General features: G+C 63.2%; 23 protein-coding genes and 1 tRNA gene. 7 read left to right on the top strand and 17 right to left on the bottom strand.

Annotated features, from left to right (window positions below):
* Window positions 1-33: 33 nt before the first annotated feature.
* From FJ986_RS29335 to yacG, 4 genes are all read left to right on the top strand, one after another.
* On the top strand, window positions 34-444 hold the full coding sequence (locus FJ986_RS29335; RefSeq protein WP_140501041.1) for a low molecular weight phosphatase family protein: 411 nt from the start codon (window positions 34-36) through the stop codon (window positions 442-444).
* Between the two features lie 196 nt (window positions 445-640).
* Window positions 641-859 (top strand): translation initiation factor IF-1, encoded by a 219-nt coding sequence (infA, locus tag FJ986_RS29340; RefSeq protein WP_006200926.1) that lies wholly within the window; start codon window positions 641-643, stop codon window positions 857-859.
* A 22-nt stretch (window positions 860-881) separates the two neighbouring features.
* Window positions 882-1508, top strand: coding sequence for a Maf-like protein (locus tag FJ986_RS29345; RefSeq protein ID WP_140501039.1), 627 nt, complete (start codon window positions 882-884; stop codon window positions 1506-1508).
* On the top strand, window positions 1505-1702 hold the full coding sequence (yacG, locus tag FJ986_RS29350; RefSeq protein ID WP_140501037.1) for a DNA gyrase inhibitor YacG: 198 nt from the start codon (window positions 1505-1507) through the stop codon (window positions 1700-1702). The genes FJ986_RS29345 and yacG overlap by 4 nt, the downstream gene beginning before the upstream one ends.
* A 17-nt stretch (window positions 1703-1719) precedes the next feature.
* On the opposite strand, the gene FJ986_RS29355 is transcribed toward yacG, so the two are convergent.
* The 6 genes from FJ986_RS29355 to FJ986_RS29380 form a co-directional block, all read right to left on the bottom strand.
* A complete protein-coding gene (locus FJ986_RS29355; protein WP_140676739.1) occupies window positions 1720-3090 on the bottom strand; it encodes an alpha-glucosidase/alpha-galactosidase in 1371 nt (456 codons plus the stop codon).
* A 19-nt stretch (window positions 3091-3109) separates the two neighbouring features.
* A complete protein-coding gene (locus FJ986_RS29360) occupies window positions 3110-4777 on the bottom strand; it encodes an ABC transporter ATP-binding protein (RefSeq protein WP_140676741.1) in 1668 nt (555 codons plus the stop codon).
* A gap of 10 nt (window positions 4778-4787) precedes the next feature.
* Window positions 4788-5924: an ABC transporter permease gene (locus FJ986_RS29365; RefSeq protein WP_140676744.1), complete on the bottom strand. Its 1137-nt coding sequence runs from the start codon at window positions 5922-5924 to the stop codon at window positions 4788-4790.
* Complete coding sequence (locus FJ986_RS29370) at window positions 5925-6932, bottom strand: ABC transporter permease (protein WP_140676746.1); 1008 nt, start codon at window positions 6930-6932, stop codon at window positions 5925-5927.
* 111 nt (window positions 6933-7043) lie between these two features.
* Window positions 7044-9125: an ABC transporter substrate-binding protein gene (locus FJ986_RS29375; protein WP_140676749.1), complete on the bottom strand. Its 2082-nt coding sequence runs from the start codon at window positions 9123-9125 to the stop codon at window positions 7044-7046.
* Between the two features lie 110 nt (window positions 9126-9235).
* Entirely contained in the window at window positions 9236-10702 is a 1467-nt protein-coding gene (locus FJ986_RS29380) for an alpha-glucosidase/alpha-galactosidase (protein WP_140676752.1), read from the bottom strand.
* Window positions 10703-10946: 244 nt separating this feature from the next.
* Here FJ986_RS29380 and FJ986_RS29385 point away from each other — a divergent pair, with 244 nt between their 5' ends.
* Window positions 10947-11822, top strand: coding sequence for an AraC family transcriptional regulator (locus tag FJ986_RS29385; RefSeq protein ID WP_140501110.1), 876 nt, complete (start codon window positions 10947-10949; stop codon window positions 11820-11822).
* A gap of 37 nt (window positions 11823-11859) precedes the next feature.
* Here FJ986_RS29385 and FJ986_RS29390 read toward each other — a convergent pair whose 3' ends face one another.
* The 5 genes from FJ986_RS29390 to FJ986_RS29410 form a co-directional block, all read right to left on the bottom strand.
* Window positions 11860-13887, bottom strand: coding sequence for an aldo/keto reductase (locus FJ986_RS29390; RefSeq protein WP_140676754.1), 2028 nt, complete (start codon window positions 13885-13887; stop codon window positions 11860-11862).
* Window positions 13888-13923: 36 nt separating this feature from the next.
* Window positions 13924-15003, bottom strand: a complete 1080-nt coding sequence (gene ugpC / locus FJ986_RS29395; protein ID WP_140501021.1) for a sn-glycerol-3-phosphate ABC transporter ATP-binding protein UgpC — start codon at window positions 15001-15003, stop codon at window positions 13924-13926.
* A gap of 8 nt (window positions 15004-15011) precedes the next feature.
* Window positions 15012-15848 carry a carbohydrate ABC transporter permease gene (locus FJ986_RS29400; RefSeq protein ID WP_140513329.1) on the bottom strand — a complete coding sequence of 279 codons (837 nt, stop codon included), beginning with the start codon at window positions 15846-15848 and terminating at the stop codon, window positions 15012-15014.
* Window positions 15845-16705 carry a sugar ABC transporter permease gene (locus FJ986_RS29405; RefSeq protein ID WP_140501017.1) on the bottom strand — a complete coding sequence of 287 codons (861 nt, stop codon included), beginning with the start codon at window positions 16703-16705 and terminating at the stop codon, window positions 15845-15847. The genes FJ986_RS29400 and FJ986_RS29405 overlap by 4 nt, the downstream gene beginning before the upstream one ends.
* A gap of 160 nt (window positions 16706-16865) precedes the next feature.
* Window positions 16866-18137, bottom strand: a complete 1272-nt coding sequence (locus FJ986_RS29410) for an extracellular solute-binding protein (RefSeq protein ID WP_140567750.1) — start codon at window positions 18135-18137, stop codon at window positions 16866-16868.
* Window positions 18138-18241: 104 nt separating this feature from the next.
* Here FJ986_RS29410 and FJ986_RS29415 point away from each other — a divergent pair, with 104 nt between their 5' ends.
* Entirely contained in the window at window positions 18242-19114 is an 873-nt protein-coding gene (locus tag FJ986_RS29415) for a helix-turn-helix domain-containing protein (RefSeq protein ID WP_140567748.1), read from the top strand.
* Window positions 19115-19285: 171 nt separating this feature from the next.
* Window positions 19286-19361 (top strand) — tRNA-Phe (locus tag FJ986_RS29420).
* A gap of 180 nt (window positions 19362-19541) precedes the next feature.
* Here FJ986_RS29420 and FJ986_RS29425 read toward each other — a convergent pair.
* The 6 genes from FJ986_RS29425 to FJ986_RS29450 form a co-directional block, all read right to left on the bottom strand.
* Window positions 19542-20282 (bottom strand): AprI/Inh family metalloprotease inhibitor, encoded by a 741-nt coding sequence (locus FJ986_RS29425; protein ID WP_140525780.1) that lies wholly within the window; start codon window positions 20280-20282, stop codon window positions 19542-19544.
* Window positions 20283-20333: 51 nt separating this feature from the next.
* Window positions 20334-20711 (bottom strand): curli-like amyloid fiber formation chaperone CsgH, encoded by a 378-nt coding sequence (gene csgH / locus FJ986_RS29430; RefSeq protein ID WP_140501008.1) that lies wholly within the window; start codon window positions 20709-20711, stop codon window positions 20334-20336.
* Window positions 20712-20713: 2 nt separating this feature from the next.
* Window positions 20714-21409 (bottom strand): hypothetical protein, encoded by a 696-nt coding sequence (locus FJ986_RS29435; protein ID WP_140525781.1) that lies wholly within the window; start codon window positions 21407-21409, stop codon window positions 20714-20716.
* Window positions 21410-21435: 26 nt separating this feature from the next.
* Window positions 21436-21930, bottom strand: a complete 495-nt coding sequence (locus FJ986_RS29440; RefSeq protein WP_181181936.1) for a hypothetical protein — start codon at window positions 21928-21930, stop codon at window positions 21436-21438.
* A 267-nt stretch (window positions 21931-22197) separates the two neighbouring features.
* Window positions 22198-23394 (bottom strand): CsgG/HfaB family protein, encoded by a 1197-nt coding sequence (locus FJ986_RS29445; RefSeq protein ID WP_181181937.1) that lies wholly within the window; start codon window positions 23392-23394, stop codon window positions 22198-22200.
* A gap of 56 nt (window positions 23395-23450) precedes the next feature.
* On the bottom strand, window positions 23451-24032 hold the full coding sequence (locus FJ986_RS29450) for a curli assembly protein CsgF (RefSeq protein ID WP_210239494.1): 582 nt from the start codon (window positions 24030-24032) through the stop codon (window positions 23451-23453).
* Window positions 24033-24087 lie beyond the last annotated feature (55 nt).

Consider the following 24087-nt stretch of genomic DNA (forward strand, 5'->3'; position numbering starts at 1 on the left):
GCGCAGCCCCGTTCGATCCTGTTCCTGTGCGGCATGAATGCCGTGCGCTCGCCGATGGCCGAGCTGTTGGCGCGGCGCATGCTGCCGGCCAGCACCTTCGTCGCCTCAGCGGGCGTGCGCAGCGGCGAGCGTGACCCGTTCGTCGATGCCGTGCTTGCCGAGGAAGGCCTGTCGCTGGGCGAGCGCCACCCAAGGACGATGGACGAGCTGGAAGACGACTATTTCGATCTCATCGTCACGCTCGCGCCGGAGGCGCACCATGCCGCGCTGGAGCTCACCCGCTCGCTCGCCGTCGAGGTCGAATACTGGCCGACGCCGGATCCAACCGGCGCCAGCGGCACGCGCGAGCAGATCATCGCGGCCTATCGCGATGTGCGTGAACGGCTGAAGTTGCGCATAGGCCGACGTTTTTTGCTTCCAGAAGCAAAAAACGCGACGGATTAAGCGTGTTCACAAGCCGACGATTATCATATAGGTTCCGCCGAATTTCCGGCTAGAGTCGGATGCGGTTGGGTCTCTTCGACCTGACAGCTTCCGACTCTAGATCAAAGAAGTAGAGCATGATGTCGTCCGAAAACCGCTTCATACTTTTCGGCATCATGCTCTAAACGCCGGGAAACCATCCAAGCAAAGGTATCGAATGCCGAAGGAAGAAGTCCTCGAGTTTCCGGGTGTCGTCACGGAACTGCTGCCCAACGCCATGTTCCGGGTGAAACTCGAAAACGAACACGAAATCATAGCCCATACGGCCGGCCGCATGCGCAAGAACCGCATCCGCGTGCTGACCGGCGACAAGGTCCTGGTCGAGATGACGCCCTACGACCTGACCAAGGGCCGCATCACCTATCGTTTCAAGTAAGATCAAGGCCGACTGGTCCGCGATGAGCATTTTGCTGAAGCTGGTGCTTGCCTCGGGTTCGCCGCGCCGCATCGAACTCCTGCAGCAGGCCGGCATCGAACCGGACCGCATATTGCCCGCCGACATCGACGAGACGCCGCTGCGTGCCGAGCATCCGCGCTCGCTGGCCAAAAGGCTGTCGAAGGAAAAGGCCGAAAAGGCATTTGCCTCACTGAAGTCGGAAACCGACTACGCGCCGGCCTTGGTGTTGGCCGCCGACACGGTGGTCGCTGTCGGGCGGCGCATCCTGCCCAAGGCCGAGACGCTCGACGATGCCGCCAACTGCCTCGGATTGCTGTCGGGGCGTTCGCACCGGGTCTATTCCGGCATCTGCCTGATCACGCCCGGCGGCAAACTGCGCCAGCGGCTGGTCGAGACGCGCGTGCGGTTCAAGCGGCTGCCGCGCGAGGAGATCGACGCCTATGTCGCGTCGGGAGAATGGCGCGGCAAGGCCGGCGGCTATGCCGTACAGGGGCTTGCGGGCGCTTTCGTCGTCAAGCTGGTCGGCTCCTACACCAATGTCGTCGGCTTGCCGCTCTACGAGACCGTAGCGTTGCTTTCGGGCGAAGGCTTCAAGGTCCATCAAAACTGGTCCTCGGCGCGGCCATGAGCGCGGACGACAAGGTGACGCCGCTGCGGCCAAGGCGCCCCTGCCCCGAATGCGGCAAGCCTTCGGCGCGCGAGACCTACCCGTTCTGCTCCAAGCGCTGCAAGGACATCGACCTCAACCGCTGGCTGAAGGGCGCCTATGTCATCAAAGCCCGCGACGACGAGGAAGAACCCGACGCCGACGAGCCGAAATAAGCAAGAGCGACGCTTGATCAGGCCGCTTGGATCTTGCGGCTCACGCGTGCCCAGGCCGGCAGCCAGTCGCCGTGGGCGGCAAGAAGCTCATCCACCAGTGACCATATCTGGTCGAGATCGAGCTCGGCTGCCGTGTGCGGATCCATCATCGCCGCATGGTAGATGTGTTCCCGGTTCTCGCTCGTCAGCGCCCGCACCGTCAGTTCCTGCACGTTGATGTTGGTGCGGATCAGCGCCGTCAATTGCGGCGGCAGGTCGCCGATGTAAGTCGGCTGGATGCCGGAGGCGTCGACCAGGCACGGCACCTCGGCGGCGCACTCGCGGGGCAGCGAGGTGATGCAGCCATTGTTGCGAACATTGCCGTAGATCACCGACGGCTCGCCGGTCCAGACCGAATTCATGATCGAGGAGGCATATTCCTTCGACTGCTCGACTTCGATGCGCTCGGCCGAACGGTAGGCCTCCGCCTGTCCCTGCCAACGCTCGATCTGCTCGATGCAGCGCTTGGGATATTCATCCAGCGGGATACCGTATTTCTCGATCAGGTCGGGACGACCGCTCTTGATGAAATAGGGCGTGTATTCGGCGAAATGCTCCGAGCTTTCGGTGACGAAATAACCGAGCCGGGTCAGCATCTCGTAACGCACCTTGTTGGGGCAGCGCGGATTCCAGCCGGGCTTGGGCGCGCGGCCATCGCGATAGGCGCGCAGGAGATCCGGGTAGAGGTCGCGGTAGGAGCCGTCGGCCTGGCGGTGCTCGAACTTCAGGTAGAAGGCCATGTGGTTGATGCCGGCGGAGCGATAGCGGATGTCCTCGTAGGGAAGATCGAGATCGTGCGCCAGTTCCATCGCGGTGCCCTGCACCGAGTGGCACAGCCCGACCTGCCTGATCTCTGGATATTTCTCCGATATCGCCCAGGTGTTGATCGCCATCGGATTGACGTATTGCAGCATGATCGCCTCGGGGCAGACGGCGAGCATGTCCTCGCAGATCTTCCACAGATGCGGCACGGTCCTCAGGCCTCGCATGATGCCGCCGATGCCGAGCGTGTCGGCTATGGTCTGGCGCAGGCCATATTTCTTCGGCACTTCAAAGTCGGTGACGGTGCAGGGCTCGTAGCCGCCGATCTGGAAGGCGACGACGACGAAATCGGCACCGGCCAGCGCCTTGCGCTGGTCGGAATAGGTCTCCGCTTTCGCCTTCACGCCGAGCGTCGCGATCAGCTTGTTGACGACGACGGCACTCTCTTCCAGCCGCTGCGGATCGATGTCCATCAGCGCGATCGTCGCGCCCGAAAGCGCCGGCCGCTGCAGCACGTCGCCGACGATGTTCTTCATGAACACGGTCGAGCCGGCGCCGATGAAAGTGATCCTGGAATGTCTTGCCACGCTAACCTCCGGCATGTGTTCAGGCCACGTCGAAAGCGGCCCGGACGAGCCGTTCGGTGTAGGCGGTCTTGGGATTGGTGAGGACCTCGTCGACAGGTCCCTGTTCGACGATCTTGCCGTGCTGCATGACGATGACGCGGTGGCACAGAGCGCGAACCACCTTGAGATCGTGCGAGATGAAGAGATAACTCAGGCCGCGCTCGTCCTGCAGCTTGCGCAAGAGATCGATGATCTGCGCCTGGACGGAGAGGTCGAGCGCTGATGTCGGTTCGTCGAGCAGGATGAATTCCGGTTCCAATGCAATGGCGCGCGCAATCGCGATGCGCTGCCGCTGGCCGCCGGAGAATTCGTGCGGGAACCGCGAAAGGATGTCGCCCGGCATGCCGGCGCTGACCAGCGCCTCGCGCACCCGCTCGACCCGCTCGCGCCGCGTCGCCCCGATGCTGTTAACGACCAGACCTTCCTCGATGATCTGCCCGATCGTCATGCGGGGGTTGAGCGAAGAGAAGGGATCCTGGAAGACGATCTGCATGCGCGACCGCAGCGGCCGCATCTCATTGCGAGACAGACCTTGGATAGGCTGGCCGTCGAAACGGATCTCGCCGCGCTTGGCATCGATCAGCCTCAGCAGCGCCTGGCCAAAAGTGGTCTTGCCGGACCCGGATTCGCCGACCAGCCCCAGCGTTTCGTGGCGACAAAGCTTGAGATCGAGATCGTCGACGGCGACCAGCTCGCGCCAGTCCGGTTTGAGGAAAGTGCCGTGGCGCAGCATGAAGCAGACGCGCACCCCGTTCGCTTCGAGAATGGTGCCGGAGCCCTCCGGCAGCGGTTGTGGCCGCCCGCGCGGTTCGGAGGCGAGCAGCCGCTTTGTATAGGGATGCTGGGGGTCGGAGAACAGACGTTCGGTGACGTTGTGTTCGCGCATTTCGCCATGCTGCATGACATAGACGTAGTCGGAGAATTTGCGCACGACCGTGAGGTCATGGGTGATCAGGATCACCGCCATGCGCAGCTCTTTCTGCAGATTGCGGATCAGGTTCAGGATCTGTGCCTGGACGGTGACGTCGAGCGCCGTCGTCGGTTCGTCGGCGATCAGCACGTCGGGATCGTTGGCCAGCGCCATGGCGATCATCACGCGCTGGCGCTGGCCGCCCGAGAGCTGATGCGGATATTGCTTGAGCCGCGCGACGGGATCCGGGATCTGGACATGCTGCAGGAGTTCGAGCGCCCGTGCCCAGGCTTGCCGCCGGCCGACCTTGCGATGAACCCTGATCGCCTCGACGATCTGGCTGCCGATCGTATAGATCGGATTGAGCGAGCTCATCGGCTCCTGGAAGATCATCGAGATGCGGTTGCCGCGCAGCTTGCGCCGGGCGCTTTCGGGGAACTTCAGGATGTTCTGCCCATCATAACAGACGGTCGATCTCGGCGACACGGTGGCGCGCCGGGACAGCAATCCCATGACGGTGCGCGCCGTCACCGATTTGCCGGAACCGGATTCGCCGACGATGGCGATCGTCTCGCCGCGATAGAGCTGGAACGAGACGTCCTTGACCGCCTCGACCGTGCCGTGCTCGACCTTGAAGACGACCTCGATGTTGCGGGCATCGATCACGGGTTCTCCCTGGCGTCCGTCATGGTCGTGCCGGACGGAAGGTGCGAAGGGTTCGGCGAGCGCGAGCGTCATCCCAGCCACCTCAATAAGGATCGACGGCGTCGCGCAGCCCGTCGCCCAGCGCGTTGAAGGCAAAGACGGTGACCAGCACGAAACCGACCGGCGACAGGATCCACGGATAGGTGCCGATGACGGAGTAGGTCGCGGTGTCCTGCAGCATCAGCCCCCACGAGATCAGCGGCGGCTTCACCGCGAAGCCGAGAAAACCGAGGAAGGATTCGAGCAGCACAACCGTCGGGATCGCCAACGTCACCGCGACGATCACATGGCTCATCACATTGGGGAAAATGTGCTGCATGATGATGCGCCGGTCGGTGGCGCCGACCGCCATGGCGGCGCGTACGTATTCAATGCGCGCAAGCGCCAGCGTCTTGCCGCGCACCTCGCGCGACATCTGCGCCCAGCCCAGCGCCGACATGACGATGATGACGAAGGCGAGGAAGACGTTGGTGGGCGCGGTGACCGGGATCAGCGTCGTCAGCGCCAGATAGAGCGGCAGCTGCGGGAAGGCCAGCACGAGTTCGACGAAGCGCTGCATCCAGACATCGAACCGACCGCCGAAATAGCCGGAAGCCATGCCGACCGTAGTGCCGATGACGGTGATGATGAAGACCACCGTCAGCGCGATCATCAGCGAGACTCGCGAGCCGTGGATGGCGCGCGAGAGCACGTCGCGTCCAAACTTGTCGGTGCCGAGGAAATGCACCGGCTGGCCGTTCATCGAACCGAAGAAATGCCGGTTCGCCGCAATGAGCCCGAAGAGCCTGTAGGGCGCGCCCTCGACGAAGAAGCCGAGCAGTCTTGGATGATCATAGTCGGGACCGACGATGGGCTGGAAGGTGACCGGATCGAGATCCGCCGAATCCGCCAGCGCATAGACCCTGGGCCGGGCGACGAAATTGCCGTCCCTGTCGTGGAAAATAGGGGTTTGCGGCGGCGCGAAGGCGACATCGGTCACCTTCGGGTCCATCGGCGCCAGGAACTCGGCGAATACCGCCATGAGGATCAGCAGCACGACGAGCCAGAACCCCGCCATGCCGGTCCAGGAGCGCTTCAGCCGGCGCCAGACGAGCGCGGTGTAGCTCTCGTTGCCGCGCGCGGGTCTCTCGACGGGTCCTTCGGCCGGCAGCGGCGGTGGCGATGTATCGCGGGCCAACATCTAGCTCTCCCCGAACTGGCGCACGCGCGGATCGAGCAGGACCAGCAACATGTCGGCGATGATGTTGCCGACGATCAGCGTCGCCGACAGCACCATCATGAAAGTGGCGGTGACATAGACGTCGCCGACCGCCATCGAGCCGACGATCGCCGGGCCGACGGTCGGCAGCGCGAAGATGATCGCCGTCTCGATTTCGCCGGTCAGCATGTAGGGCAGCACCACGCCCTGATACATGACCAGCGGATGCAGCGCATTGGGCACGGCGTGTCGCATGACGACGGCGCTGCCGGTCAGCCCCTTGGCTCTGGCCGTCTCGACATATTGCGCATTCAGCGTGTCGAGCAGATTGCCGCGCATGACGCGCATGTTGTAGGCGAGCCCGCCGAAGGTGGCGATCGCGACCACCGGCCAGACATGCTTGACCAGATCGACGAACTTGGCCCACGACCATGGCGCACCGCCATATTGCGGCGAGAAGAAGCTGCCTATCTCCGAGACGTTGAACTGGAAGACCAGGAGATAGACGATGATCAGCGCCATCAGGAAGCGCGGCACCGTCATGCCGAGGAAGGAAATGGCCGAAAGTGTCGAGTCGATCCAGGTGTATTGCCTGGTTGCCGCCCAGATGCCGAAGGTGATGCCGAGCACCGAGGCGAGCAGATGGCACACAAGCGCCAGGATGAGGGTGCGCGGCAGGCGCTCGCCCACGACGTCGGCTACCGGCTTGTTGTAGTAGAGGCTGTAGCCGAAATCGCCGCGGGTGACGATGCCGCCGATCCAGTTGAGATACTGGACGGGCAGCGGCTTATCGAGGCCATGTTCGCTCCGGTAGGCGTTGGCCTGAGCGTCGGCTTCGGCGAAGGAAGCGCCTCCCTGGTTGATCAGCTGCGAGCGGATGTAGTCGGCATAGTCGCCGGGCGGTGCCTGGATGATGGCGAAGGTGACGAGGCTCAGTATGGCAAGGACCGGGATTGCCGACGCTATGCGCATGAGCAGAAATCGCAGCATGGACGGTCGCTTCCTCGTCTTGCCGATCGCGTCTTTTTGGTGCGTTCGGAGGTTGCCTTTGTCCGGCCGCGCCAGCGGCGCGGCCGGAGGTCTCAGTCAGGGGAGGTAAACTTACATCGGGCCCTTGTCTCCAGGCTTGCCGGGCAGCTCTTCCGGGAACAATTCGTATTTCGCCTGCTTGTCGGCCGCCACGAAGACCCGTTCTCGAATGATCGAATCCTCTGCCCAGTTGAACATGTAGATCGGCGTGCCCTTTGGAACGTTGGAGAAGCGCTTATTGACGATCAGCGCACCGGGATATTCCGTCAGGCCGACATTGTAGACGTGCTCCGTCGAAATCTTCTGGAAGTCTCTCATCAGGGCGGCGCGCTGGTCATTGTCCTCAGACGTGACAAATTTGTTGACGATGTCGACGAGGTCCTTCTCGAAAGGCATCAGGTCGACCTCGCCGCTTTCAGGTGCGCGGTGATCCCAGCTGGTCTTGGGGCCGACGGGAGCGAGCTGCACGGTGTTCTGCACGACGGAGGTCAACTCCTGGTCGTTGCGCCGGATCAGCCAGTCGAAGCGCCCGGAATATTGCGAGGCATCGCGCTGGGTGCCGTTGAGACCGTTGAGCACGATCCGCAGCCCGAGCTTCTCCATCTGGGCGACAACGCCTTCGGCGAGGCTCTTGTCGGTGCCGTAGTCATTGTTGACCAGCATGACGATCTCGACATTCTTGCCGCCGGCCGTGCCGGCCGGGAAGTTCACGAAACCGTCGCCATCGGTATCCTTGAGTCCGGCCTTGGCGAGTTCGGCCTTAGCGCCCTCGAGGTCGAAGGGATAGTAGACCGTCGACTTGCGGTCATAGAAGCTGGTGCCGGAGGACAAGCCGCCGGGGTAGATGGCGGTGAACGGCCCCTTGACCAGGGAGTTGCCAAGCGCCTTGCGGTCGAGCGCCATGGTAACGGCCTTGCGGAAATCCTCATTGCGGTTCAGCTCGCGAATCGCCTGACCGCGCTCGTCCGGGTTGCCCCAGCCATTAGCGGAAAAATTGAGGCGCAGATTATAGCCGATCAGCCGTGGACCGAACGCCAGGCGTGCAGGCGCATTCGCCTCCGCGGCCCGCTTCAGCGAGGCGACGAAGTTCTCCGGCTGCTCCAGATTGGAGAAATCGCCCGAGCCGGCCACCGCCTGGACATCGCGGTCGGCCCAGGTGGACAGCTTGTAATGTAATTCGTTGAGGTAGGGCAGCTGATTGCCCTTCTCATCGACCTTCCAATAATAGGGATTGCGGCGCATGACGATGATGTCGTCTGGCCGGTATTCAACCGGCACCCAGGCGCCCATGACCGGCATGTTCATATATTCCGGCGGGAAGGCGTTCTTGAACTGGTCGTAGGTGTTCTTCGAATATTTCGGATGCTGCGGCTTCGATATGTGCGCGGGGCCAGGACAGAAAGTGCCGTAGGCCATCGCGTAGAGATACTGTTTCGGGAAGGCTTCCTTGAAGGTCCACTCGACGGTGTAGTCGTCGACCTTCTTGAGCGTGGTGCCGACGCCGAACGTTTCCTGGGTGGCACCATTGAGCGGCGAGACATTGGGATCGACGACCTCGTCGTCCCAGTAGAACATGACGTCGTCTGAGTTGAAGGGCGCGCCGTCGGACCATTTGGCACCCTCGACGAGGTGCATGGTGAGCTTGTGGCCATCCGCCGACCAGTCCCAGCTTTTGGCGAGGTTGGGCAGCGGTTCGGTGTCCTTGGCCTCGACCTGGAACAGCGGCGCGGTGCGCGTCAGGCATTCGGACAGGCCGATATCGATGCCGCCCCATCCCTGCGTCTGACCGGCGCCGTAGTTCCAGCCTTCCGGCCGCCCGCCGATAACGTGGCGCATTGTATCGCCGTAGACGCCGATGCCATCAGGCATGTTGCCCGTCTTGAAAACCAAGGGCTCCTTCGGCAGCCTGTCTTTCACCGGCGGCAGCTTGCCGGCCTTGACGTATTTCTCGGTCACCCAGTCCGGCTCGTGATAGTCGGGCAGCGCCTTGAACTCCAGGATGGAGTCGCGCGGCACATAAGTGATCTTGCCTTCGGCCGGAAACGCCGCCGGTACCGGCGGGACCGTCGGCTCGGAGGCGAAAGCGTTAAGCGCCGGGACGGAAACGCCCAGCGCCAGTCCCGCGACCATGCCAATGCTGCGTAGGTTCCTCATTGTCTCCTCCCTCGTGTTCGGACGTTTTGTTTTGCTGCTGCTCGTCTTCTGCCCGGACGGCGACCGCGGCGGACCTGTCTCCCGCAGGCCCGTCGCCGCCACCTGGGTTTTCAGCCGGCCTGCTTCAGCGCGGCCTTTTCGGCGCGCAACTCCTCGATCGAGCGGACGCTGCGCCAAGCGGCGCCCGCCCATTCGCGGGTCTTGACCCTGGATTTCGACAACCTCTCTTTTGCCGCCGGAACCGCATGCGCAAATTGCGGCAGCCAGGCCGCTTGGGCGACGACCATTTCGTCGACCATCTGCCAGACCTCCTCCGGTGTCGATACCGCACCAACCAGCGGGTCATGCAGCACGGCAAGCTTGAGCAGGTCGATGTCGCCGGATATGGCGGCATGCACCGACATGCGCTGGACATTGATCGAGGATATGCAGGTCGCGGCACATGCTTCCGGCAAGGTGATGCCGGCCGACATGTTGATGCCGAAGCGGTCGACGAAGCCGGGCGATTCGACGATGGCGTCCTGCGGCAAATTGGTGATGACACCGTCATTCTTGACGTTGAAGTGGCCGCGATAGACGCGGTTGGTCTCCAGCGCCTCCAAGATGTGGCTGGCATGCTCGTTGGAGCGTTTTGACGGATCGATCGGCTTCGACGCCGCTTCGAGGAATTGCGGATATTCCGTCTCGAACCAGTTGCGGGTCTCGGTGGAATAACGGAGATAGCCGCCCGTCTCGCCATGGATCCAGTCGGACATGTCGATCCAGCGGGTGATCTCGTCCGGGCGCTTGCGGTACCAGGGAAGATACTCGGACAAATGGCCGTTGCTTTCGGTCGAATAAACGCCGAAGCGCTTCAACACGTCTATGCGCAGTTTCTCCTGCCTGGAATAGACCGGATGCGCCTCGAAGGCGGCGACCAGCTCGTCCTTGCCGATTTCGCGACCGTTCAGGCGCAACTCGATGAACCAGGTCTGGTGGTTTATGCCGGAACAGACATAGTCGAGCTCCCGAGGCGACTTCGCGCCCAGCACCTCGGCGATCTGCTCGGCGCCGTGCTGGACGCCGTGGCACAGCCCGACCGTGTCGACCTTGCCGTACTCGATCGCCGCCCAGGTGTTCATCGCCATCGGGTTGGCATAGTTGAGGAATTTCGCATCGGTCTCGGCGACCTCGCGTATATCCTTGCAGAAATCGAGGATCACCGGGATGTTGCGCTGGCCATAGAGGATGCCGCCGGCGCAGATCGTGTCGCCGACGCATTGGTCGATGCCGTATTTCAAGGGGATCCTGATATCGTCGGCATAGGCTTCGAGGCCACCGACCCGCACACAGCTGATGACATAACGAGCGCCCTCGAGCGCCTTGCGGCGGTCTGTCGTCGCCGTCACCTTGGTCGGCAATTTGTTGGCCTCGACGATCCGGTCGAGGATCGCCTTGATCATCTGGAGATTGTGCTCGCTGACATCGGTCAGCGCGAATTCGATACCCTTGAATTCCGGCACGCACAGTATGTCGGTGAACAGTTTCTTGGTGAAGCCGACGCTGCCGGCGCCGATAATAGCGATTTTGAAACTCATCACCTTCACCTCGATCCGATCGGATGCTAGGCAAGGAGCAGCAAGGGAGGATATGGCCACACGCCAAGGCGCGCGTGCCAATCGAGCCGAATTCCGGCTTTTCTCCTCCCGCCCGCTCCTCGACCGCGGGTTCTTCACGTTCTTCGGGGATGGATTATGCGCTTATTCGCGAGCGCGGCCAGAGAAGGATTATGCTTTCAAGGGTAATTTTGTGCTGCGGGATCTGATCGCCAACGGACAGTCGATGCGCACGATCTCGCTGCCGCGCGGTCGCCAGCGCCTGCATGCCATGCCGACGAGCACCGGCTACGAAGTGCGCGAAGGCGAAATCTATGATTGGGACGGGCGCAAGCGCGGCCAGACGCCATTCACCGTGCTCCAGCACACGATCAACGGAAGCGGCCGGCTTCGCTATGAGAACCGCGACTATCGCCTGCAGCAGAACGACACGCTGCTGGTGCTGGTGCCGCACAACCACCGCTACTGGCTGGCCAAGGACGAGCGCTGGGAATATTTCTGGATCTCGATGAATGGCGAGGAGGCGCTGCGCATCCACAAATCGATCCTCGACGTCTCGGGTCCGGTGTTCCGGCTGCAGCCGGAGACGATCGATCATCTCGCCGATTGCAGCCTGCGTCTCATCAACGGGGCCGCTGCGCCGGGGGCGGCTTCAGCGATCGCCTATGAGGCGGCGATGGCGCTCTACGACGATGTCTTCGGCTCGCACGCCTTTGCGGAGAAGCAGAGCGCCATGCAGCCGGTCATCGACCACATCAACGCCAATCTCGACAGGCCGCTGCCGGTAGCGGACCTCGTCCAGATCAGCGGCCTCAGCCGGGCGCACTTCTCGCGCTGCTTCGCCGAGAGCGAAGGCATCCCGCCCGCGGAGTTCGTACTGCAGCAGCGGCTGCAACGCGCCGCCAAGCTTTTGACCAAGGCTGACTTCCTGCCCGTGAAGGAAGTCGCCATCCTGTGCGGCTTCGAGGACGCGAACTATTTCTCGAAGGTCTTCCGCCGCTGTTACGGCATTAGCCCGGGCCAGTTCCGCACCACCGGCATGTATGCCAGCATGAGGGTTCCGGCCAGGCGCGACATCAGGGTGTCCGACGACGAGACCTGACCCCGTCGCCGTCCAGCGCAGCCTTGCATGACATGCACTACGCCGCTTGCCGGCTGCCGCCGTCCAGCCATTGGAGATCGGCAGGTGAAAGCGCGATGTCGAGGGCGCGCAAGCTGTCGTCCAGTTCGCCCAGCGTGCGCGGGCCGATCAACGGCACCGATGGGAAAGGCTGGTTGAGCACATAGGCGAGCGCAATATGGATCGGGCTCTTGCCCAGCCGCGCGGCAAGTTCGATCGCCCGGTCGCGGCGGCCGAAATTGCGCTCCGAGTACCAGACCCGCACCAGTTCTTCATTGTCGCGCCGGTCGCGCCCGGCGCGTTCGGTGAAGAAGCCGCGCCCTTGGCTCGACCAGGCGAAATTCGGCATCTGCCGGGCGGTCAGCCAGGCCTTCCAGTCATCGGTGGAGGAGGTCACGCAACCGGCCCAGATCGGCTCCAGCATTTCAGCCAGCGAGAAGTTGTTGGAGAGCGCGCCGGGCTTTTGCTTGCCGGTGCGCTCGGCATAGGCGATCGCCTCGTCCATGCGCTGCATCGTCCAGTTCGAGCCGCCGAACGGGCCACGGATGCGGCCTGCCTTGACCTCGCGGTCCATCGCATCGACGAATTCTCCGACGGGCACGTCCGGATTGTCGCGATGCATGAAATAGATATCGACATGGTCGGTCTGCAGACGGTCGAGCGACTGGACGAGCTGCTTGCCGATCACGTCGGGATAGCAAAGCGGCGAATGTGCCCCCTTGGCGATGACCACCGACTGCTCACGCACGCCACGGTTCTTCAGCCATTGCCCAAGCAGCGTCTCGGTGTAGCCGCCGCCATAGACATAGCCGGTGTCGAACAGATTGCCGCCAGCCTCGAAGAAGGCATCGAGCAGGATCGAACCCGAGGAGAAAGTGCGGAAATCCTCGAAACCGAGCGCCACGATCGAGGCCGGCTTCGACAGGCCCGGAATGGCGCGTTTGGCGATCGCCGTGCCGCCGGATCGCAAGGGCCGGTCGGCGATGGTGTTGGTGCGTCGCGAGGCCTTTTCGATCTCGTACTCCAACCCCACAGCCGCGCGCCATCTGTCGAGCACGCGCAAGGTGCCGAGGCTGTCGGCCCAGGCCATGCCCGGCCAGGCGAACTCCTGCCGGCCGGCAAGGATGGCGTCCCCGGCGGCGTCGACTTCGAAGGAATAGACGTGACGCTTTTCGTTCACGCTGATGGTTTCGCGCACGCCGTCCGCGCCGATCACATCGATCCGGCCGAGGCCGACATCGCGGTCGCCGCCGGCGAACCAGAAATCCGGCACTTCGATGCGGCCCCTGGTGCCGAAAATCCTGAGCACATTGTCCTGGTTGAGGGAGATGCTGCAGGAGACCTCGGCGACGATGCCGCCTGGGAAATGCAGCAGCGCGGAGGCCCATTCGTCGACGCCGGACTGGCCAAGATGGGCAACGCCGGTCACCTTGTCCGGCTCGAGGAACGGCTTGCCGGCCGCGGCGCCGGCAATCAGCCGCGCCATCGAGACGGGATAGCCGCCGACGTCCAGGATGCCACCGCCGGCGAGGTCGTTGGCATAAAGCCGGTGCTGCGGCATGAAATCAGGCATGGCAAAACCGAAGCTCGACTTGATCATCCTGATCTCGCCGATGACGCCGGATTTGATCAGTTCCACCAGCTTCAGCGTCTGCGGGTGCAGCCGGTACATGAAGGCCTCGCCGAGAAAGGTGCCGGCCTTGCGCGCCGCATGCATCATGGCGTCGGCCTCGAAGGCGGTCAGCGCCAGCGGCTTTTCGCACAGCACATGCTTTCCCGCGTCCGCCGCCCGGATCGCCCATTGCGCGTGGCCCGGGTGCGGGACCGAAATGTAGATCGCGTCGATTTCCGCGTCAGTGAGCAACGCTTCGTAGCCCTCGAGAATGCGCGCGCCGGGAAAGCTCTGCGCCAAACTCGGCTTGCCCGGATCGCGCGCACCGATGGCGACCAGCTTTCCGTTGCGGGAGCCGGCGACGCCGCCGGCGAAGGCCTTGGCGATGCTGCCCGGGCCGAGAATGCCCCAGCGGATGGGCGTGGTTGCAGTCATTGTCATTCTCCTTGCGGGATGGGAAAGGGCAGCCGATCAGCGCAGCCGCAGCCCTTTTTCGTCGAACAGGTAGGATTTGCGGATGGATACGATGATCTCTGATGTCTCGGGGACCTTGGCCGCGTCGCGCTGGATCACCACGTCCTCCCCATTGGCCGTTCTGGCGTAGAGAAAGCTCGTACCGCCCAGGTGCTCGACCACATCGATGGTGACGGCAAGATCGGCGTCGCCTTCTCCGGCGCTGCCAAAATGTTCGGGTCGCACGCCAACGATGACCTTGCTGCCGATTGCGGACGCGGCGCCCTTCAACGGCTGCGTGATGCGGGTCTTCTCCTGGCCAGCGAGTTCCACCACGACCCCGCGCGCATCGCAGCCGACGACGCGGCCCTTGATGAAATTCATCTTCGGCGAGCCGACGAAACCGGCCACGAACTGATTGTCGGGATTGTCATAAAGATCGAGCGGGCGGCCGATCTGCTCGACATGGCCGCCGCGCAGCACGACGATCCGGTCGGCGAGCGTCATCGCCTCGGTCTGGTCGTGCGTGACATAGATCATGGTGGTGCCGAGCTCCTTGTGCAGGCGCGAGATCTCGACCCGCATCTGGACGCGCAGTTCGGCGTCGAGGTTGGACAGCGGCTCGTCGAACAGGAACACCTGCGGCTCGCGCACGATGGCGCGGCCGATGGCAACGCGCTGGCGCTGGCCGCCGGAGAGTTTCTTCGGACGGCGCTCCATCAATTCGCTGATGCGCAGGATCTCGGCCGCCCGTTTCACCCTGCGGTCGGTGTCGGCCTTCGGATTGCCGGTCATACGCAGGCCGAAGGAGAGATTCTGCTCCACGTTCATATGCGGATAGAGCGCATAGGACTGGAACACCATGGCTATGCCGCGGTCGGCCGGCTCGACATCGTTGACCACCTTGCCGCCGATGGCGATCTCGCCATCGCTGATATCCTCCAGCCCGGCGATCATCCTGAGCAGCGTGGACTTGCCGCAGCCAGACGGGCCGACGAACACGACGAACTCGCCATCCCTGATGTCGATGTTGGCGCCATGGACGACCTCGAAAACGCCGAAGCGCTTGACGACATTCGTGAGCGTGACGGTTGCCATGCCTACCCTTACTTGACCGCGCCGGCGGCGATGCCGGCAATGAAATGGCGTTGCAGCAGCACGAACACGATCAGCATCGGCACCGTCAGCATTACCGCGCCCGCCATGATGCCGCCCCACGACACTTTGGTGAGGCCGATCAGCGTGCCGAGCGCCACCGGTGCGGTCATCGCGCCGGGCTGGCTGTTGATCAAAAGCGGCCAGAGATAATTGTTCCAGGACGCCAGGAACAGGATGATGCAAAGGGCGGCCAGCATCGGCCGCGCCAGCGGCAGCGCGATGAAGACGAAGATGCGCCACTCCTTCACGCCTTCGACGCGGGCGGCATCGAACAGGTCATCGGGCATCATGGAAAAGCTCTGGCGCATGAACAGCACGCCCAGCGAATTGAACAGCGGCGGCACGATCAGCGCCACCCAGGTATTGGCGAGCTTGAAATCGCGCGCCACCATGATGAATTGCGGGATCAGCACCACCGCATAGGGAAGCGTGATGGTGCCCAGGATGATGGCGACGACCAAGCCCTTGCCGACGAACCGGTAACGCGCCAGCGCCCAGCCGGCCATCGACGTCAGCAGCACCGACAGAAAAGTGTAGGTGACCGCCACCGAGACGGAGATGAAAATCGCGCCGACAAAGTCGGTGTCGCGCTGCAGGTTGTTGAAATTGTCCACGAAATTGCCGTGCGGCAGCAACTCGATGCCGGGGCTGAAGATGCCGTTGTCCGGCATGGTCGAGAACACGACCATCATCCATAGCGGAAACAGCCAGATCAGCGCCAGTGGCGTGAGGAAAAGATGCAGCAAGAGGCTGCGCTTCAGCCTGGCCGAGGCGAGCGAGCTCATTTCGGTTCCCTCGTCAGCCACAGTTGCACCAGCGTGATGGCGATCGCCAGCCCCGCCATGGTGTAGGCGACGGCCGAGGCGTAGCCGAAATTGAGCGACCGGAAGCCCTGGCGATAGAGCAGCAGGCCGAGCGTCTCGGTGCCGCCGCCCGGTCCGCCGCGTTCGGTGATCAGGAACGGCTCGGTGAACAGCTGCATGGTGCCGATGATCGACAGCACGGTGCAGAACACGATGACCGGCTTCAACAGCGGCAAGGTGATGAAGAAGAACTGCTTGAGCTTGCTGACCCGGTCGAGCGTCGCCGCCTCGTAGACGTCCTCGGGGATGGACTGCATGCCGGCCAGAAGGATGATGGCGTTGTAGCCGGCCCAGCGCCAGGTGACCGCGATCATGATCAGCGCCATGGCCGGCGTGACATTGGAGAACCAGTCGATCTTGGGCAGCCCGACGCTGTTCAGGAGCTTGTTGATGATGCCGAAATCGAGGTTGAACATCAGCCGGAACACCGCGGAGTAGGCGACCTCGCCGACCACCACGGGAGCGAAGAAGGCGAAGCGGTAAAGTCCCCTCGCCTTCAGGAGCGGCGAATTCAAAAGCACGGCCATCACCATGGCCAGCGCGATCATCACCGGCACCTGGATGACGAGGATGAGCAGCGTGTTCTTCAAGGCATTGAAGAAGGCCGGATCGCCGATCAGCCGGCCCCAGTTGAAGCCGGGCGCAAAGCGCCAGGGCACGGTGCGCGTCGCCTGGAACGAGATCAGGAACGAAGAGATGATCGGCCATACCCAGAAGACGGAGAAGATCAGCAAATAGGGCGCGAGGAAACGATAGGCCGTGGCGTTGCGGTTGCGCATCGTGCTCCTCCTCCTCTCGTCGGCGTTTCAAGCTGTGGTCCCGCGCGCAGCGGCAACCGGTTAGTCGGGACATGCGACATTTCACACGTCCCGCGAGGAAGCCCCGCGGGCCGAGGTCGGGTCCGGGCGGCGCATGCCCGCCCGGACCCCGTCTGGGAGGTTATGACTTGACCGGCAGTCCGGTCGCCGCCGCGATCTGGCCGGCGGCATCGTCGAGTGCCGCCTTGGCATCGGGATAGCCGCCGGCGAGATATTTGGTCTGCACCGCACGCATGATGATTTCGGCGTCGCTCTGGAACTGCGTGCCGCGGCTGGGGACGATCTTGGGCAGGGTGGCGAGGATGTCCTTCCACACCGCCTGGCCGCCCCAATAGGGCAGGCCTTCAGAGACGTAGGGGTCGTTCAGCGCCGAGACCAGCGAGGGAACGAGGCCGAACTCCTTCAGCATGGTGATCTGGCCCTCATTGGTTTCGAGCGTGTATTTCAGGTACTCGTAAGCCGCTTCCTTGTTCTTCGACCCGGAAGCGATGGCCAGCGACGACCCGCCGAGATTGGCGGCGCGTGGCCCGTCGGCGGTAAGGCTCGGCATCAGGTAGACGCCCCATTTGCCGTTTTCGCCAGCCGATTCGGTGCGGATGGTGCCTTCATACCAGCCGCCATAGACCTGGGTGGCGACGGTGCCGGCGGTGTTGTTGGTGATCTTGGTGCCCCAGTCGGCCGAGGAGATGACGCCGGCGTCCTTCATCTCCTTGATCTTGGCCAGCGTATCGATGCATTTCGGCTGGTTCACCGTGATCGACTGGCCATCCTCGGAGAAATAGCCGCAGCCCTGTTCATTGGAGATCATGCGGAAGAATTCGGTGTCGCCGTTGAAGTCGGCGTTGGTCATCGTGACGCCGGGATTGGCGGCCTGGATCTTCTTGCCGGCGGCAATGAAATCGTCCCAGGTCTTGATCGACGCCGGATCGACGCCGGCCTTTTCGTAGAAGTCGCGGCGGTAGAAGGCGGCGACCGGGCCGGAATCCCACGGCATTGCATAGGCCTTGTCGCCGACTTCGAGCTCGGTGCGCTTGAAATCGGGGAATTTCGCCTGGTCCTCTGCGCTGTAGCCCAGCGTGTGCAGGTCGACAAAGCAATCGGGAAATTGGCTCCAGTAATTCTCGGCCTCGCCGTTCTCGATGGTGACGACATCAGGCAGGCCGACGCCACCGGCGGCGCAGCCGGCGATCGATTTGTCATAGGTCGGCTGGTTGCCGAGATCCTGGACGGTGACCTTGATGTCAGGATGCAGCTTGTTGAACCCGGCAATCGTCGCCTTCAGCGACGAGGCGGCGATGTTCCAGCTCCAGATGGTGATTTCGCCCGATTGCGCGAAGGCCGGGGCTGAACCCAAGGCAAGCGCGAGCGCGGCGCAGGACAGTGTGATGCGCATTGAAATCCTCCCATTTCATTTGCTCTCTCTGCGAGCCGGGCTAGACTATGCGGCGCGGAAGGCTTGTCCCCGACAAAGGGAATACGAAATTGGCGGAAAGTAAGATGCCGGACCGGCCCTTTTACCAGCCTGGCGCCAGCAGCGTGGAAGGAATGCCGCTGCTGTTGCAGATGTTCCACACCGCTCCCCTGGTGATGCTCAAGCCGCATTGGCATGCGCAGGTCGAGGTGAACTTCATCGTGCGCGGCAGCGTGCACTACCGCATGAACGACCACGAAATCTCGCTTTCGGCCGGTGAGATGTGCCTGTTCTGGGGCGGACTGCCGCACCAGATGGACGATTTGAGCGACGACGCCATCTATGCCGGCGCGCATCTGCCGCTGGTGCATTTCTTCCGGCTGCATCTGCCGGCTGACATACGTCACCGGCTGATGACGGGTGCCACGCTGGTGACCAGCGCCACCGATCAGTCCGACAACGATAATTTCGACCGATGGAACCGCTACGCCCGCTCCGGCGACCCGGCCAAGGCCGAGCACGCCGTCAACGAACTGTTGCTGCGGCTCGAGCGGGTGCGGTTCGAGCCCTACAGGCTGGTGCCGGAAAACGCGGCTGGACAGGAAGCGGGCAGCCCGTTCGACCAGCAGTCGTCGCGCAATGTCGGGCGCATGTGCGATTTCATCGCCGAGAATTTCCTCTACGACATCGATTGCATGAACATAGCGGCGGCCGCCGACCTCCATCCCAAATACGCCATGAGCATCTTCAAGAAATCGACCGGCATGACACTCAACGAGTATGTCAACCTGTTGCGGCTGAGCTATGCGCAGGCGCTGCTCATGCACCAGGACGCCAATGTGCTCAGGGTCGCGATGGATTCGGGCTTCGGTTCGCTCAGCGCCTTCAACAAGTCGTTCCGGAAGCTCGCCGGCATGACACCTACGGATTTTCGCAAGGGATTGGCGGGCGCCAGATAGCGGCGGCGTGGCGCGGAAACCAGCGCATCGGGCGGCACTTCTTTTCCTGCCGGAAATCCACATCTGGGCGCTGGACAGGCCGGATTCCCATGCTATAACCCACGCGCTTTCAAGGGACGCCCACGGCGCTTCCATGAAATCCGGAGCGCGAGTTTTCGTTAGCCGGAACAGGCCCAGATAGCTCAGTTGGTAGAGCAGCGGACTGAAAATCCGCGTGTCGGTGGTTCGAATCCGCCTCTGGGCACCATTTCCCCCTAAGCCGCTGATTTTCCTGAAGCGTTATTTTCCAAGGGTTTGACCCACCTCGACTGTCACACACGCTGTGATACAGTCGAGGAATGGACGACATGCGCAAGATACCAAACACAATCATCCGAAATGGCATCTACTATGTTCACGTCCGCGTACCGAAAGACCTCATAGAGAGTTAGCCGCCCTGCTTGGGGCAAGAGTTGTCGAAGGTGACGATGGCCCAGCGGTTCTGGCGCAAGGCCAACTTGCGCATCCATCCGGTCCTCTCCCCGAACTTGGCGCGGCACCAGGCGCCGTCGGTCGCCGTCATGCACAGTTCGGTCGTGACGCAGGTTTGCGACGGAACCACGCCGACCACCTCGGCGTCGTCGCGCGCCTCGGCGCGGACGTTCAGGTTAACCAGGACCTGGACGCTGGCGCCTTCCGGCGCGGGAGGCGCGGCCTGTGCCGCATCCGCGCACTTGCCGGTGAAGCCCGAATAGAAGCAGCCCCCGGCCCGCTTGGCAGTCTTGAGCATGGCCGCCGTTCCGGCAACACCGACCTTCTCGAAGATCAGCGGAGCGCCCGATACGCTGGTGCCGCTGATCCGCCGCTGGTTGCCGCCAAGACGGGCGATCACCGCTCCGGCCGCATCGAACAGGGCCATCTGACCCTCGCTCACGCCCCAGGAACTGACCAGAGCGGCATCGCCGCGGCAGCCCAGCCCCTTAATGGCGAAGCGGCCGTTCGCATCGGCTGTCGACCCCAGCGCCATGTGGCAAGTTGAGGGAAGGTTGGAATAGCGCGCATCAACGAGCTGCCAGGTGCCGCTGAATGCCTGAACGAACTGGTCCACGGACTGCGCCCGTACCACCGTGGCCGGGAACGACATGCCCGCCACGGCCAGAACGACGGTCAAAAATCTCGCAACCTTCATGATGCCCTCTCCGCTGCGCGAAAGTCGAAAATTAGGGAGCTAGCGACTTCCTCAGGGCTCGCCCGCCGAAACCTCGGCCTGGCCGACGACCCTGCCGTCCTGCCGGAGAACAACCCTGATGGAGATGTGGTCGCCCTTGGCGAGAGACAGCGCAGTCCTGGCTATGTCCTGGGATTGGCCGGCGGAGAGCCTCAGTGTGCGGTTCTGGCGCGTGGTCATCGTGCCCGAGCCGCCCGTCCGGTCGATCTCAACCGAGCCCTCGATCTCCACAACGCCAAGGCCGACGGCCGATGCAGTGATCTGGACCCCGGCGCCCGTGGGCACGATGGCGATGGAGGGGACCGCGACGGCGCCTCCGTGCTGCGCCACCGCGCCGCCTGCACCGCAGGCGGCGGCAAGACCCACGACGAGTGCAGCCGCGCCGCGCATCGCTAGAAACCGGTCTGGGTGATCGAAACTGTTCCCGGCGCCGTCGAGAACACCTGCATGCCTGTCACGCCTACCGGGCTAAGATTGTTGCCGTTCTGCGTGATGGTCACGGCGGTGTTGGCCGCCACGGACGTGGAGAAGGTGTTGCCGTTGCCGTTCTGAACTATCTCGCCGCTGCCACCAGAACCCACGGTGAGTGAGTTGGCATTGCCGCTGCCGTTCTGCACGATCAGACCGGTTGCGCCACCGCCTACGGTCAGCGATGCATCGTTGCCATCGCCGAGCTGCAGGACGGCGCCAAGGGAATCGGCTCCAAATGCGCTCAACTGAGCCGAATTGCCCAACGTCCCGCCAGCCGAATTGTCCTGGAGAAGAAACAACTGACCACCATCGCCTTCGATGGTCAGCGTTGCGGTGTTGCCCTGGCCTGTCTGAAGCGCGGACGGCGCAGTCGCCTGGTCCATCCGGTACAGGTCGCCGACAGCAAGCGTGCCGCCGAGCGCGTTATCGATCATCTGCTGCGTCGGGCCGGCGACAAGCGAACCGGTGGCGCGCGACTGGTCTGACGACAGGACGTTTCCCTCGAGCGCGCCAGGAGGGCTGGTCTGGATGATCTTCAGGACGTTATTGTCGCCAGCAAAGGCCGGAGAGGAACATAAGACCAGAGCGCTCGCCAGAACAGCCGTAGATTTGCGCATGATGCGAACAAGCTCCCTGTGTTGCGTCACCAGGATGTCTGCGAGACGCTGACCGTATTGCCGTTTCCGGACTGTGAAAATCCCACGACGTTATTTCTTCCGGATTGGGTGACGGCTGCCTGATTTGCCATGCCCGAGATCGAGGCTGTAAGCCGGTCGCCGCTGCCCTCCTGCGCGAAAGCGAAGAGATTGTAGCTGCCGGTTACGCTGGCGATGATGTGGTCGTCGAATCCGCTCTGTGTGATCGAACCGGGCGTGAAGCCAGCCGAGAGGATCGCTCCGATGAAGGACGGGCCAAGCGGGCCGCCGTTGAAATCGCTCTCGATGTTGACGTCGATCACGTTCGCCGCGCCGAGACCGTGGTGGGCCTGAAGAACGGACACCGCATTGAGGCTGCCGCTCACGCCGAGCATGAGCGAATTGGACAACCCGTGCTGGGCCAGGATAACCAGTTCGTTGCCGGCCTGGGCAGGCGCCGACGCCAAGACGACGCCCGCAACAAAGACAGAATGCGGATTCATTGTTACAGTCCCCTCGTAATGTGGGGAGATCATCGCAAGTGCTGCCTAATATTCGGGCCTCGGGATCGATCAAAGTTGAAGCAACGTCGCTTTCTCCGGTCCGACCGAAGACAAGGTCATTGCTGGAGCACGACGGCGCTCTGCCAGAACCAGCCTGAGGCGCCACGCCACCGAACTGGTTGCTGTCGCCGTGCACCGACGCCAGGAGGGTAAGCGCCGCGCCGCCCTTTGCGTTGGAGAACGGATTGAGAGGGTCCATGAGCATCGTCAACGCACCGGCGCTATCGAGGCCACATAGTCACGTTGCCGGGCCGCCTTCGGAGTCGCGGCAGGGTTTGGCGCCGTCGCCGCGCCGGCGACCGCAGGCGAAGCCTCGGGAACGGCCACGCCCGGCTCAAGCGAGCCGACGGTTTCGTCCGGCGCTGCGGGAGGCGGAGCCACGGGGACGGGCGCGCCCGGCGGCGGAGCCGCCAGGGCCGGAGTCGTGCGTCGCGGCGCAGCCGCCGCGCGCGGCCATGCGGCTGTCGTCTCGACGACGTCCGCGGCGTTGCGTGTCTTGGGCGGCGGCACGATTTCAGCGGCCGCGGTCAGCTTGGTGCCATACTTCTCGTTGCGGTAGTCGGCTATCAGCTCGCGTCCTGCATCCCGGTCCTCGAACGACCAGACACCGAGTTCGGCGCCCTCGATGATCATACCCATCACCGCCTTCTCGATGGCCTGCTGCACGGCGATCTGCTTGGGCTCGTTCTGGGTGACGCCCGCCTCAGCCTCGAGGATCTTGTCCAGGGCGACATAGCGGAATACACCGCCCTGCAGCGCGTAGGAGGCGATCATCTTGTGAACCGCCACGCTGGACAGCACCTCTCCCGTGTTCGTCGAAACGGCCCGCAATGTGACGGTCACAGTGTCCTGCTGCCACTTCACATCGCCGCCGATGCCCAGGTAGCGCGCGCCGATGCCGCCCGTCATGGTGTTGGTGTCGTAACCGGTGATTCCGCCCTGGAGGATGATGCCCGCGTGATCGAGCGGCGGCAGGACCCGCGCGTCGATACGCTGCTCGTTGCGGTAGAGCCGCCGCATCTCGGTGACGATCTGCCGTTCCTTGAGCAGGTCGTCAAGGCGGGCACGGTCGAGCACGGTGAACCAGCGCTTCTCGCCAGCATCCTGCAAGGCCTTGATCAGCATGGGCGCACCGCCCTGGGTGACAGCCCGCGACAGGGTCTGGACGTTCTCGCGTTCCTTGTACTGGCCGGTGAGATCGGGGAAATCGTAGACGGCGACGGTAATTCGCTTCGAGGGGGCCGGGATGGTGCGCAGGCTGTGGCTCTGCTTCGTCACAGGCGTATAAACAGGCTGCAGAACGCCTTCGGTCGGCACCGCCTGGCATCCGCCAAGCACTGACACGAGTGCGCCTACGACGGCGACCCTTGCGATCTTTGTCCCAAAGCGCCGGCTTTTCGGCATGTCGCCCTCCCGTGAGGCCGCTGCCCGCACTCGCACTGATCCATCCCGCATCGAAATCAATTGAGCCCCGGGCTGAGCGACGTGCTCGACGTCAGGTCGCCGCTCAGGGCGCCGGTGTTCAATCCGCCGGACAGAGCGTTGCCCGACTCCAGGCCACCAGCGCCCTGCATGAGGGAATTCACGGTGTTGTTTGTCGCGACCAGCAGGGGCACCACGATCTCGGTGACGCCGGTCGGGTCAGTGATGATCAGCCGGATCGAATCGACGGTCCGCTCGAAGGTGACGGTCGTCTCACCGAAACGGACCGTACCCGAGTCCTGGGGATTGTCACCGAAGATCGCCTCGGTAACCTGACTCGCGAGCCCCGAAAGCAGGCGGCTCTGGAGCTGGCGGATGAAGAGGTCCGCGTCGGTGGAGCCCGGATCGCTCGGATCCGTCGAATCCGTGCCCGGGCCTGGCGTACGGGCCGTGGCCGTACGCTGGGCGTTGGCGAGGCCGAGCAGGTGAGACGAATTCAGCGGGCTGCCGCCGAAGGAGGGGTTGACCGGAGTGTAAACCATATCCTGAGCGACCGAACCGCCCGCGGCAGCCAGAACAACGCCAGCGGTCAGAAGCGCCGCACAAGCAGTCTTCATCATCTCATCTCCCCCAACACCTTGCGAATGAAAACCGCCATAACGGCGTTTCTTGCAA

This window comes from Mesorhizobium sp. B1-1-1 (assembly GCF_006442955.1).
Lineage (GTDB): Bacteria > Pseudomonadota > Alphaproteobacteria > Rhizobiales > Rhizobiaceae > Mesorhizobium.

Excerpts from the sequence above, each read along its gene's own strand:
- FJ986_RS29335 (WP_140501041.1), top strand. The coding sequence starts at position 34 with ATGAATGCCGTGCGCTCGCCGATGGCCGAGCTGTTGGCGCGGCGCATG.
- infA (WP_006200926.1), top strand. The coding sequence starts at position 641 with ATGCCGAAGGAAGAAGTCCTCGAGTTTCCGGGTGTCGTCACGGAACTG.
- FJ986_RS29345 (WP_140501039.1), top strand. The coding sequence starts at position 882 with ATGAGCATTTTGCTGAAGCTGGTGCTTGCCTCGGGTTCGCCGCGCCGC.
- yacG (WP_140501037.1), top strand. The coding sequence starts at position 1,505 with ATGAGCGCGGACGACAAGGTGACGCCGCTGCGGCCAAGGCGCCCCTGC.
- FJ986_RS29360 (WP_140676741.1), bottom strand. The coding sequence starts at position 4,777 with ATGACGCTCGCGCTCGCCGAACCCTTCGCACCTTCCGTCCGGCACGAC.
- FJ986_RS29365 (WP_140676744.1), bottom strand. The coding sequence starts at position 5,924 with ATGTTGGCCCGCGATACATCGCCACCGCCGCTGCCGGCCGAAGGACCC.
- FJ986_RS29370 (WP_140676746.1), bottom strand. The coding sequence starts at position 6,932 with ATGCTGCGATTTCTGCTCATGCGCATAGCGTCGGCAATCCCGGTCCTT.
- FJ986_RS29375 (WP_140676749.1), bottom strand. The coding sequence starts at position 9,125 with ATGAGGAACCTACGCAGCATTGGCATGGTCGCGGGACTGGCGCTGGGC.
- FJ986_RS29380 (WP_140676752.1), bottom strand. The coding sequence starts at position 10,702 with ATGAGTTTCAAAATCGCTATTATCGGCGCCGGCAGCGTCGGCTTCACC.
- FJ986_RS29385 (WP_140501110.1), top strand. The coding sequence starts at position 10,947 with ATGCGCACGATCTCGCTGCCGCGCGGTCGCCAGCGCCTGCATGCCATG.
- FJ986_RS29390 (WP_140676754.1), bottom strand. The coding sequence starts at position 13,887 with ATGACTGCAACCACGCCCATCCGCTGGGGCATTCTCGGCCCGGGCAGC.
- ugpC (WP_140501021.1), bottom strand. The coding sequence starts at position 15,003 with ATGGCAACCGTCACGCTCACGAATGTCGTCAAGCGCTTCGGCGTTTTC.
- FJ986_RS29400 (WP_140513329.1), bottom strand. The coding sequence starts at position 15,848 with ATGAGCTCGCTCGCCTCGGCCAGGCTGAAGCGCAGCCTCTTGCTGCAT.
- FJ986_RS29405 (WP_140501017.1), bottom strand. The coding sequence starts at position 16,705 with ATGCGCAACCGCAACGCCACGGCCTATCGTTTCCTCGCGCCCTATTTG.
- FJ986_RS29410 (WP_140567750.1), bottom strand. The coding sequence starts at position 18,137 with ATGCGCATCACACTGTCCTGCGCCGCGCTCGCGCTTGCCTTGGGTTCA.
- FJ986_RS29415 (WP_140567748.1), top strand. The coding sequence starts at position 18,242 with ATGCCGGACCGGCCCTTTTACCAGCCTGGCGCCAGCAGCGTGGAAGGA.
- FJ986_RS29425 (WP_140525780.1), bottom strand. The coding sequence starts at position 20,282 with ATGAAGGTTGCGAGATTTTTGACCGTCGTTCTGGCCGTGGCGGGCATG.
- csgH (WP_140501008.1), bottom strand. The coding sequence starts at position 20,711 with ATGCGCGGCGCGGCTGCACTCGTCGTGGGTCTTGCCGCCGCCTGCGGT.
- FJ986_RS29435 (WP_140525781.1), bottom strand. The coding sequence starts at position 21,409 with ATGCGCAAATCTACGGCTGTTCTGGCGAGCGCTCTGGTCTTATGTTCC.
- FJ986_RS29440 (WP_181181936.1), bottom strand. The coding sequence starts at position 21,930 with ATGAATCCGCATTCTGTCTTTGTTGCGGGCGTCGTCTTGGCGTCGGCG.
- FJ986_RS29445 (WP_181181937.1), bottom strand. The coding sequence starts at position 23,394 with ATGCCGAAAAGCCGGCGCTTTGGGACAAAGATCGCAAGGGTCGCCGTC.
- FJ986_RS29450 (WP_210239494.1), bottom strand. The coding sequence starts at position 24,032 with ATGATGAAGACTGCTTGTGCGGCGCTTCTGACCGCTGGCGTTGTTCTG.